At 73.2% G+C, this 10,953-nt stretch carries 8 protein-coding genes and 1 pseudogene; 4 read left to right on the forward strand and 5 right to left on the reverse strand.

The features are described 5' to 3' along the window. Positions 1-201: 201 nt before the first annotated feature. Genes ACFWBW_RS27195 through ACFWBW_RS27205 form a run of 3 tightly spaced genes read left to right on the forward strand, consistent with a single transcriptional unit; the run spans position 202 to position 4,177 of the window. Complete coding sequence (locus tag ACFWBW_RS27195) at positions 202-2,550, forward strand: FHA domain-containing protein (RefSeq protein ID WP_385377360.1); 2,349 nt, start codon at positions 202-204, stop codon at positions 2,548-2,550. Between the two features lie 5 nt (positions 2,551-2,555). After that, positions 2,556-3,191 carry a hypothetical protein gene (locus ACFWBW_RS27200; RefSeq protein WP_385377363.1) on the forward strand — a complete coding sequence of 212 codons (636 nt, stop codon included), beginning with the start codon at positions 2,556-2,558 and terminating at the stop codon, positions 3,189-3,191. Beyond that, complete coding sequence (locus ACFWBW_RS27205) at positions 3,191-4,177, forward strand: serine/threonine-protein kinase (RefSeq protein WP_385377366.1); 987 nt, start codon at positions 3,191-3,193, stop codon at positions 4,175-4,177. The genes ACFWBW_RS27200 and ACFWBW_RS27205 overlap by 1 nt, the downstream gene beginning before the upstream one ends. Positions 4,178-4,228: 51 nt before the next feature. Here the strand turns inward: ACFWBW_RS27205 and ACFWBW_RS27210 are convergent, their stop codons facing one another. Further along, entirely contained in the window at positions 4,229-4,618 is a 390-nt protein-coding gene (locus ACFWBW_RS27210; protein WP_385377369.1) for a hypothetical protein, read from the reverse strand. A gap of 54 nt (positions 4,619-4,672) precedes the next feature. Then, positions 4,673-5,944, reverse strand: coding sequence for a streptophobe family protein (locus ACFWBW_RS27215; RefSeq protein ID WP_385377372.1), 1,272 nt, complete (start codon positions 5,942-5,944; stop codon positions 4,673-4,675). A 362-nt stretch (positions 5,945-6,306) separates the two neighbouring features. Between ACFWBW_RS27215 and ACFWBW_RS27220 the strand changes: the two are divergent. Continuing rightward, positions 6,307-7,539, forward strand: a pseudogene (locus tag ACFWBW_RS27220) (DUF6777 domain-containing protein); the annotation flags it as partial. Between the two features lie 620 nt (positions 7,540-8,159). Here ACFWBW_RS27220 and ACFWBW_RS27225 read toward each other — a convergent pair. The 3 genes from ACFWBW_RS27225 to ACFWBW_RS27235 all read right to left on the reverse strand — a co-directional run bounded on the left by ACFWBW_RS27225 (position 8,160) and on the right by ACFWBW_RS27235 (position 10,915). Further along, on the reverse strand, positions 8,160-8,837 hold the full coding sequence (locus ACFWBW_RS27225) for a hypothetical protein (protein ID WP_385377473.1): 678 nt from the start codon (positions 8,835-8,837) through the stop codon (positions 8,160-8,162). 228 nt (positions 8,838-9,065) lie between these two features. Next, a complete protein-coding gene (locus tag ACFWBW_RS27230) occupies positions 9,066-10,001 on the reverse strand; it encodes a C40 family peptidase (RefSeq protein WP_385377375.1) in 936 nt (311 codons plus the stop codon). A gap of 29 nt (positions 10,002-10,030) precedes the next feature. Beyond that, complete coding sequence (locus ACFWBW_RS27235) at positions 10,031-10,915, reverse strand: SPFH domain-containing protein (RefSeq protein WP_385377377.1); 885 nt, start codon at positions 10,913-10,915, stop codon at positions 10,031-10,033. Positions 10,916-10,953: the final 38 nt, after the last annotated feature.

Below are 10,953 nucleotides of genomic sequence, written 5' to 3' on the forward strand. Positions count from 1 at the left end.
TGGCGGTGCGGCGCGTGGTCGTGCGCGCTCATGGTGTCCCCCGTGGGTCGTGGCGAACCGCTCGCGCGTTCCGCTTCGCCTGAAGTGAAGCGCACCTCGCCGCGATGGGCAAAGGCTGCAACGGGGACCGTTGTCATTACCCATAACGCCCGCCTGACCTGCGGTTATGCCGGGCGCTCCGGATCGTGGGAAAATCACCCCATGGCCCAGCGCCCCGGTGTGCCGACCGCGCCAGAGCTCCTCCTGGAAACGGACAGGGGCTCCACCGCGATGAGCCCGCGCCGGACGTACCACGTCGGCCGGGACCCCCTCTGCGAGATCTGCCTCGACGACGCACGCGTCTCCTGGCACCACGCGGTGCTGCGTCCGGACGGCGACCACTGGACGGTGGAGGACGAGGACAGCACCAACGGCACCTGGGTCGACGGCCACCGCGTCCGCGAGTGGGCGGTCGGCGTCGGCAGCGAACTGCGCTTCGGCAGCGCCGCCGACGGCCCGCGCGTCCGCTTCGCCGAACCGGCCGCCGACTCCCGCCCCGCCTCGGTCTCCCGCCCGGACATGACCAGCACCTTCCGGCGGCCGACCTCGGTCCGCCCGCTGGCCGACCGGGCCGCCGTCCGCATCGGCCGCGCCCCCGACAACGACCTCGTCATCAACGACCTCGTCGTCTCCCGCCACCATGCGGAACTGCGCGCCCGCCCCGACGGCAGGTACGAGATCGCCGACCTCGGCAGCCACAACGGCACCTATCTCAACGGTGCCCGCCTCGCCGGGGCCTCCGCCATCGGCGAGGGCGACATCGTCGGCATCGGCCACTCGGCCTTCTGCCTGGTCGGCGACCAGCTGCAGGAGTACGTGGACACCGGCGAGGTCTCCCTCGACGTCCAGAACCTCGGCGTGGCCGTCGACCACGGCCGCAAGACCCTCCTCGACGGTGTCTCCTTCCCCGTCGGCGCCACCACCCTGCTCGCGGTCGTGGGCCCCAGCGGCGCCGGCAAGTCCACCCTGCTCGGCGCACTGACCGGCCTGCGCCCCGCCGACCACGGCACCGTCCTCTACGACGGCCGCGACCTCTACCGGGACTACGCCGAACTGCGCAGCCGCATCGGCCTCGTCCCGCAGGACGACATCCTGCACGCGCAGCTCACCGTGCGCCGCGCCCTCGTCTACGCCGCCGAGCTGCGTTTCCCGCAGGACACCGCCAAGGCCGAACGCGAGGCCCGGGTCGACGAGGTGATCGGCGAACTCGGCCTCCAGCAGCGCGCCGACCAGCCCATCCACAGCCTCTCCGGCGGCCAGCGCAAACGGGTCTCCGTCGCCCTGGAACTGCTGACCAAGCCCTCCCTGCTCTTCCTGGACGAGCCCACCTCCGGGCTCGACCCGGGTATGGACCGCTCGGTGATGAACATGCTGCGCGGCCTCGCCGACGACGGCCGCACCGTCATCGTCGTCACCCACAGCGTGCTCAACCTGAGCGTCTGCGACCGCCTCCTGGTCCTCGCGCCCGGCGGCCGCGTCGCCTATTACGGGCCCCCGGACGAGGCGCTCGGCTTCTTCGGCTTCGACCAGTGGCCCGAGGCCTTCGAAGCCTTCGAGAACGAGCGCGAGCGGGACTGGGCCGGCGAGCACCGGGCCTCACCGCTCTACCGCCGCTACGTGGAAGTCGCCGGCGGGGCCCCGCCCGCGGGGGCCGGCGAACGGGCCGCGGGCATCACGCCGAAGCCGCCGCCCAAGGCACAGAGCTGGGGTTCGCAGCTCTCCACCCTGATCCGCCGCTACGCCGCCGTGCTGAGCGCCGACCGCACCTTCCTGATCATCATGGTCGCCCTGCCGTTCGTCATGGGCGCCATGGCCCGCGCCCTGGCCGGCAGCGAGCTCAACGCGGAGACGGCGCTCAACGCCCTGTTCATCCTGTGCGTCGGCGGAGTCCTGACCGGAGCCGCCAACGCCGTCCGCGAACTGGTCAAGGAACGCGTCATCTACCAGCGCGAACGCGCCGTCGGGCTCTCCCGGTCCGCCTACCTGATGTCCAAGGTGGTGGTCCTCGGCGCCGTCACCATCGCCCAGGCTGTGGTCCTCACCCTGGTCGGCCTCGCCGGAGTCAAGACCAACGCACCCGGCGGCAAGGGCCTCTTCCTGCCCCCGCTCATCGAGATCACCCTCGTCGTCGCCCTGCTGTCCGTCACCGCCATGGTGCTCGGACTGCTGATCTCCGCCCTGGTGTCCAAGGAAGAGGTCACCATGCCGCTGCTGGTCCTGCTCACCATCGTGCAGGTCGTCTTCTGCGGCTCCCTGCTGAAACTCACCGGGGTCCTCGTCATCGAACAGTTCGCCTGGTTCGTGCCGGCCCGCTGGGCCATGGGCGCGATGTCGGCCACCATCGACCTCGGCGCCATCGTGCCCGGCAAGATCACCCAGGACCCGCTGTTCGACCACAAGCCCCGCCTGTGGCTCATCGAGGTGGGGGCGCTGGCAGCCCTGGCCGTGCTGTTCGGCGTGCTGACGGGCCGGGTGCTGCGCCGCCACGAGCCGACCATCATGCGGAAGTAGCCGCGATGACCAGCCCCGGCCAAGCCGCGGACTTCCGGCCCACCCACATCGTCCCGCAGGACGGCCTCCCCGCGTGGGAGACCCCGGACCTGTCCCGGCCGACCGTGCCGCTCGACGCCTTCCTCCCCGTACGGCTGCTGTCCCGGCGCGGGGAATGGGGGGAGATCCTGTGCGCCAACGGGTGGTCCGCCTGGGTGGACGGGCGCCTGCTCCTCGCCGTGCCGCAGCCCCCGCCGACGGGCGGGCGCCCGCTGACGCGCGTCGAGGACCCGCAGCCGCTGCTCACCCGCTGCGCCGACGAGCTGGAACGCTACCGGCGGGCCGTCACCGACCTCGCCGCCGGGCGGAGCGATCCCGAGTCCTTCCGGCGGTCCCTGCGGGGACTGCGCGTCGGCGTCGTCGTCGACGGGGAGTCCGTGTGGCTCTACGACGAGACGGCGGGACGGTGGATGTACGCGGACGGGAGCCGCCTGGCCACCTACGCGGTCGTCGCGGGACCCGGTGCCCAACCCGCGCCCCGGACACCGCCGCAGGAAGCCGACACCGAGGGCGGTGCCGACGTACGAGGTGTTCCTGAAGCCCCGCATGTTCCGCACGAACCCACGAGGATCGTGGATCTGCCCGGGCCGGAGGCGGGCTGATGGGCTCCGGTCCGGCTGCGGAGCCGTTCCGGGGGCGTGAGTCCGACCTGCGGGGGCGGCGGATCGCCGGGTACGTGGTGGAGGCCGAGATCGGGCGCGGCGGGATGGCTGTCGTCTACCGCGCGCACGACGTACGGCTGGACCGGACGGTCGCGCTGAAACTGCTCGCGCCCGAACTCGCGCGCAACGACGTCTTCCGGCAGCGGTTCGCACACGAGTCGAAGGTGGCGGCGGCCATCGACCACCCGCACATCGTGCCCGTCTTCGAGGCGGGGGAGACCGACGGGATGCTGTACATCGCCATGCGGTACGTGGCCGGCCAGGACCTGCGGGCCATGCTGGACCGGACGGGCCCGCTGCCCGTGGAGGCGGCGGCCCGGATCGCCGGCCAGGTCGCCTCGGCGCTGGACGCGGCGCACGCCCACGACCTGGTGCACCGGGACGTGAAACCCGGCAACATCCTGGTCGCGGGCGGTACCGACAGCGAACACCCCGAGCACGTCTACCTGACGGACTTCGGGCTGACGAAGAAATCGCTGTCGCTGACCGGGTTCACGAGCGTCGGGCAGTTCGTCGGGACCCTGGACTACGTGGCGCCCGAACAGATCGCCGGGAAGCCGGTCGACGGCCGGTGCGACGTCTACAGCCTGGGGTGCGTGGTCTACGAGACCCTGGCCGGCGGCCCGCCGTTCCAGCGCGACGACGACATGGCGCTGCTCTGGGCCCACCAGTACGATCCGCCGCCCGCGGTGTCCTCCCGCCGGGAGGGCCTGCCGCCGGGGGTGGACGAGGTGCTGGCGCGGGCCCTCGCGAAATCGCCGGAGGACCGGTGGGGGAGCTGCCTGGAGTTCACGGGAGCGCTGCGCCGCGCGGGTGCGGGGGAGGGCGTGAGCCCCGGCGCGGCGGCGTTCGTCCGCGCACCCGCCCGGGCGCCCTCCGACGGGCCACCGCCACCGCCGCCCCGGTGGGCCCTGCCGGTGTTCTAGGCGGGTGCGGCTTCTGGTTCCTGGTCCTGGTTACCGGTCCTGGTCCTGGCTCTAGTGCTCGTTGTCGGGAGCGGGCGTGCACACGACGTGGGCCGTGACCTCGGCGTGTGCGGCCGAGGCGTACCAGCCCTTGCGGCCGTCCGCGTCGACGACGGGGTGGGAGGCCAGGACGGTGTGCTGGAGCGTGCCGTCGCGGCCGTGGTCCCAGTGGGTGGTGGAGTACCCGCCGGACTGTACGGCCGTACCGCGCGGACAGAACACCCTGCTGACGGACACCGCCTGGGCGGAGCCGTCCTTGCGGCCCGTGTCGCCGGAGAGGTGGCGGGCGCCGGGGCCGGTCGCCTGGGTGGGGAGGGCGGTGGAGAGGGTCAGGGCGAGCGCGGAGAGGGCGATCAGGCCAGCGGCGTGAAGCGGCCGGAACAGGCCTTTGGTCATGTTCACGGAGACGAGCGTGTCATGCGGAAACGATCCCCCGATGAGCCGATTTGCGGGTGTTCACTCGAACGGCGCAATGGCGTTGCGGCGGCGGGGGAGCAGGGCGCCCAGGAAGCCGGCCACCGCGCCCGCGAGGAACGCGAGACTGACCGTGCGCCAGAGCAGCGGGCTCAGCTCCACGTCGCCACCGAGGTCGGAGGCGTCGCCGATGCCCAGCAGGGAGAGGCCGAACTGGGCCTGGACCCGGGCCAGCAGGCAGACCACCAGCGTGGCCAGGGCCAGGGCGACGGCCAGGTGGAGGGCGTGCTGCCAGGGACGGACGTGCGCGGGCGAGCGGGCGGCGGCCAGCGCGCCGGCGCAGAGCAGGAGGACGACGGCCAGTGCGACCAGCCACCAGGCCCGGGAGTCCCGCTCCGCGAGCGAGGCCACGTCGATCGTGGACAGGCCCGAGGCGGAGCCGGAGCCCTGGCCGGTGGCGCGCAGCACCTCGTCCAGGACCTGCGGTACGGGCAGCCCGAACGGGCCCTCGGCCTTCCCCTCCCAGGCCCCGCCGAAGCCGAGCGTGAGGGCGGGCCAGACCAGGTTGGGCAGCCCCAGCAGGATCACCGCCAGGGTGCGGTCCGCATGCCCCCGGGTGCCCGCCACGACCAGGCCGACAGCGATGCCGACGACGACGTACGCGAGGAGCAGCGCGACCACGGCGAACGCCGCCGGTCGCACCGCCGCGTGGAAGCGGACCAGCCCCGCCGGCAGCGGTGCGCGCCGGGACACCAGCAGGGCGATCACCAACAGGCCCAGGATCCAGAGCAGTCCGAAGCCGAGGGTGGCGGGGATCGCGGCCTCGAAGCCCACCGTCGGCCCGGCATCGAGGATTTCGCCGATGTCGCCGAGGATCGAATCGCCGGTGGAGATCGCGAAGTTCCGGCGGGCCAGCAGGGCGACGCCGGTCAGCGCCGCCAGCCAGAGGATCACCAAGGGCGCGGCGCGGGCGAGCAGTTCGCGGGCTCCGGCCACGGCCCGGTTGTGCAGGGGGCGCAGGAAGAGCCAGCCGGTGGTCAGCGCGCCGGCCAGGCTGACGGAGAGGGGGAGTACGGACAGGCTCGCGTCGGCCCCGGCCAGGAAGCCGGCTCCGCCCGTCACCTCGACCGAGCCGCCCGCGGCCATCAGGACGACGGCTGCCACCACGTGCGGGAACGCACCGTCGGGCAGATCGCCGGCGCCGGCGAGGGCGAGCCCGGCGGAGGCGACGACCGCCATGACCACGAAGCCTGCCAGGACCGCGACGAGGGCGTCGCGCCAGGCTCGAGCGGCCGGTGCCTTTGTAGGGCTCACCCTGCCACCGTAGGCAGCTCCGCTTGCGGCCACCACCCGGACGGCGCACACAATGGTCGCCAGGAGTGCACCAAATCCGGAGATTTCCGCTGATGATCCGCGGAAGTTCCATAAGGGAACGTCCACGGAGCATCGTCCGAAGGGCCCGCAGTCCGCAGGGTCCGCAGTCCGCAGGTTCGCGGGTCCGCAGGGTCCGCAGCGGAACGTCCACAGGGGACCGGAACCCCTCCGCCTGGGAAGAAGAGCCCGTGACCACTCAACCCTCCGGCCAGCAGCCGCCGTGGCCGACACAGCCGTCACAGCCGCCCTCGCAGCCGCCGTCGTCTTCGTCCGGGCGCCCCGCCGGCCCGCCCTCCGGGCCCCTGTCCGGGGGCCGGGAAGGCCCGCCGCCACCCCCGCCGCCGGCCCCTCCCGGAGGATCCGGGAGCGGGGTGCCCCCCGGGCCGCCCGAGCCCCCGCACAAGCCCTGGTGGCGTTCCCTTCCCCGGCTCGCCACCACGATCGTCGCCCTCGCCGCCGCCGTGACCCTGGCCGTCGTACTGACCAGGCCCAGCGGCGGCGGGGGCACCACCACCTCCGCCGGCAACGAGGTCTTCCTGCAGCCCGTGTCGGCGTCCGGGCCCGACCCCTTCACCGAGTCCACCGCCGCCAAGGAGGCCACGGCCCCGCCCGAGAGCCCGCCGCCCCCGACGACGGGGACGTCGCCCGAGCCGAAGGCCCCGTCGGCCACGGGAACCACGGCCACCCGCAGCGTCAGCGGCGCCTCGCCCGAGCTGTACGCGGGCACGAACAACGTGGCCAGCTGCGACGTGGAGAAGCAGATCCGGGTGCTCTCGGCGCAGCCCGCCAAGAACGCCGCCTTCGCCTCCTCGCTCGGCATCCAGCCGACGGCCGTGCCGGCGTACCTGCGCTCCCTCACCCCGGTCCAGCTCCGGGTGGACACCCGGGTCACCAACCACGGCTACCGGGACGGAGCCCCCACCAGCTACCAGGCCGTGCTCCAGGCCGGGACCGCCGTACTCGTGGACGACCGCGGGGTGCCGCGGGTGCGCTGCGCCTGCGGGAACCCGCTCGGGCCGCCGGTGGCGCTGAAGGCCAACCCGAAGCGGTTCGGGCAGCCGTGGACCTCGTACCAGCCCTCCAGGGTCGTGGTCATCGCGCCGTCCGTGACCATCGTGAACAACTTCGTGATCTACAACTACCAGGACCGCCGCTGGTTCGAGCGCGACCGGGGTGACCACCACGGCCGGCACGACAGGCCGATCCCGCCGCCGGTGATCCCGACGCCGATCTTCACCACGCCGCCGCCGTCACCGACGTTCACCTCGCCGTCCCCGACGGTCACTTCCCCGTCGCCGACCTCGCCGTCCCCGACGGTGTCGCCGACCGACTCGCCGTCGCAGTCGCCGTCCGAGTCGCCTTCGCAGTCCCCGTCGGAGTCCCCGTCGGAGTCTCCGTCCGAGTCGGTCTCGCCTTCGGAGTCGGTCTCGGAGTCGCCGTCCGAGTCGCCTTCGGAGTCGGTGTCGGCGTCGGTGACCGGGTCGGAGTCTCCCTCGGAGTCCCCGTCGGAGTCACCGTCCGAGTCCCCCTCTCCGTCACCGTCGGTGTCCGAGTCGGCCTCCGCCTCACCGTCCGCGGACCGGCGGGCGACCTCGCCGACGCCGTCCGTGTCGCCCTCGAAGAGCGCGGTGGTGCCGTCGCCCTCCCGGAGCTCGTCGGAACCACAGCCTCCGGCCCCGCCCAAGATCTCCTCGGCGGCGCCGGTAGTGCCCGAACCCCCGGTGGCCTCGGTGCGGCCTGAGCCGCCGAAGCCGCCGCCCCCGTCGCTGGTCTCGCCGCAGCCCGAGCTCCCGCCGCCGCCCCCGCCCCCGCCCCCGCCGGTCACCTCGCTGGTCCCGCCCCCGCCGGGTACCGACGAGGGTTCGGATGGCGGTCCGGTCGCCGGTAACGGCAGCCGGTAGGGTCCCGCCCGGCACGCAGACCTCCCCGTGGGCCGCCGGCCCACGGGGAGGTCTGGCAGGTGGGGATCCCGCGTCCGCCCCTGGACGGCCGGCCCGCTCTCCTTCGCGGACAACGGGATCCTCAACGACCATCAAGGCCATCAAGCTGTTCCGAGACCACCTCGGCTGCTCGATCCACGAGGCTCCGGACATCCTCCAGTCCCGCTCCGAGCACCTGCGCCGCGAACAGTCGGACGGCTGCACGACGGGCGGAGTCAGCCAAGCGACTGGGTTCGCCGAGCAGGCGCCTCGATTGGATGAGGCAGCTGTGGAGTTGCGGCCGGTGCTGCGAGGTCGAGGGCGCGGGCGAGGGCGGCGGTGACGGGAGCCCAGTGGCCGGGCAGGTGTTGCAGGATCCAGTCGGTGGCCAGCGCGAAGAAGTCGGCCAGGTCGCGTTCGACGGCGTCGAGGAGGGTGCGCAGTTCGGTGACGGACAGTTCGATCACCGGGCTGTCGCTCAGCTCGCCGTTGACGGTGAGCCGGACGGTGTCGCCCAAGCGCTCGGCCATGGGCGACACGGGGTCGTGGCCGAACCCCAGCAGACTGCCACCGTCGGCGAACCGGTGCCAGTCGCGCCAGTCCTCCAGCCCGTCACAGCACCCCGGCTGGAAGGTGACGCCCGTGGACGTGTCCCTGACCTGCAGGCCGCCGGCAGCGAAGACGTCCTCGAAGGTCAGCAGTCCGTGGAGGAAAGAGGCGAGGGGGTCGGCCGGCCGGGGCGGCCGGTCCCCGTCGGGGTCGCTGTCATTCCAGCCGGCGATGCCGGCGATCGCCGCCCCGACCTCGGTGGGTGAGAGCTCCCCGCCGAGGGGCAGGAAGCCGAACCGCTCGATCCCGGCGACAGGCCAGAGGTCGAAGTCGTCAGGGGTGCACATCTCGAGGACGGGCCGCATCACGATCACCCTGCGAAGTGTTCCGCATCCCGCGCACGCGCCGCCTCCCCATTACGTCCGGCACTCCGACCGGCCAACGAGCCGGTCCCTTCGGCCAGTCGGCCGGGCCGGCGGCCGGCGAGCCCGGAATCGGCCCCCTGCCCCATCGTTCTGTCCCGCCGGACAAGCGGAGGACAGAACGATGGGAGGGGGCCGCCTCACATGCGGACCTGCTGTCGTGCGGGGCGGCTAGCGGACGCGGCCGTACATGTTCGGGTTGTACGCGCTGAAGCTGGAGACACGGACCTGCTTGCCCGGGCGGGGGGCCTCGATGTACTTGCCGCCGCCGAGGTAGATGGCCACGTGGTGGATGCCCGAGGCGCTGCCGTTCGAGGTCCAGAACACCAGGTCTCCGCGGCGCAGTTGGGAGCGGGAGATCGGGGTGGTGGCCCGGTACTGGTCGGAGGCCACCCGGGGGAGGGTGATGCCCGCGGAGCGGTACGCGGCCCGGACCAGGCCGGAGCAGTCCCAGCCGCGGGGACCGTTGCCGCCCCAGACGTACGGGTCGCCGAGGTGGCTGTTGGCGAAGGAGATGGCGCCCTCGATGCCCTGGCGGACGGGGGCGCCGGAGGAGCCCGAGGAGCCCGAGGAGCCGGAGGAACCTGAGGAACCCGAGGAGCCGGACGAGCCGGAGCCGGAGTTGCCTGCGAAGCGCTCGTACTTGGCCTTGTGCTGGGTCCAGCGCCACCACCCGGTGCCGTCCTTGTACCAGTACACGCGGTCCGTCGCGTCCCAGCCCGCGCGGCCTCGGAAGGTCGGCTCGGATGTGCGTACGGAGGAGGAAGAGGGGGAGGGAGAGGGTGAGGACGAGGAGGCGCCGGAAGAGGAACGGCCGCTGTTCGCAACGTACTTGCTGTAGTGCTGGGTCCAGCGCCACCAGCCGGTCGCGTCCTTGTACCAGTACTTCGAGCCGTCCCAGCCCGCGTGCGCCGGGGCCGGTTCGGCGGACGCGGTGCCCACTCCGGTGCCCATCAGCAGGGTGGCGCCGACGGCCGCGACCACGGCGCCGCGCAGGGTGCAGCGACGGCGGCGGGCCTTGGCGGCCGTCATGGCCGTCGTGCCGCGCGCGCAGCCGGTGCAGTCACAGCTGTCGGGTATTTCTTCGGTGAACTCGGGCGTGCGCATGCATGGTTCCTTATCCATCGGGGGTGTTTTCAGCGGGCGTCGGCGGCAGGGCCGCGCGCCGTGTAGAAGGCAACGGTCAAGTCCTTGACCAGGGCCTTGCGTTCGTAGTCGTCCATGCTCACGAGCCCGCGGTCCGACATCCGGTGAACGGTGTCGTCGACGGCGTCGAGTACGGAGGTGAGGACGGAGTCCCGGTGCCGGGCATCGATCGAGGCGACCCGGCGGCGCTGCATCGCGGCGGCGACCTCGGGGGCGTACTCGACGTGCAGCGGCCGGGCGGAGAAGACTTCGACGCCGACGGCCTTGCACTCGGCGGCGAGCAGCCGGGTCAGCTCGTCGCCGACGGCCTCGGTGTCGCGCAGGGTTGCCGGTCCGGCCGGCTCCGGGCCGAAGGAGTCGGCCGGCATCCGGGAGAGCACTCGGGCGGTTGTGGACTCCACCTGTCCGCTCAGGTACGCGGTGTGGTCGTCGACCGCGAGCAGTGCGCGTGCGGTGTCCCTGACCCGCCATACGACGAGGACGACGGACCGTAGCGCGGTTCCCTCGGAGTCGACGACGCAGAGGGGCTCGCTGCGCCAGTGGCGCAGCCGTACGTCGACGCGGGTGTGCCGGGGCAGCGGGTTGGACCAGAGGAGGCCGGTGCGCCGGATCGTGCCGCGGTAGCGGCCGAAGAGGGTCAACGACCAGGCCTGGCCGGCGCGGCCGCGCCGCAGTCCGCAGAGCGCGGCGAGCGTCAGGAGCGCGCAGCACGCGACGACGGCCAGGGGCCAGGCCTCGGCGGGGGAGGTCGAGGGGCGGAGCTCCTCGAACCGCGCCAGGACGGCGACGCCGGCCGTGGCCAGAGCGGCGGCGAGCAGGGCCCACCAGCCGGAACAGGCCCGCGCGGGGTGTTCGGTGAGCTCGGGGTCGAGCACGGCGGGGAGCGTCCGCGGGGTGGCCGGAGCCGCTGGGG

The sequence above is a fragment of the Streptomyces sp. NPDC059957 genome (genome assembly GCF_042730015.1).
Taxonomy (GTDB): Bacteria; Actinomycetota; Actinomycetes; order Streptomycetales; family Streptomycetaceae; genus Streptomyces.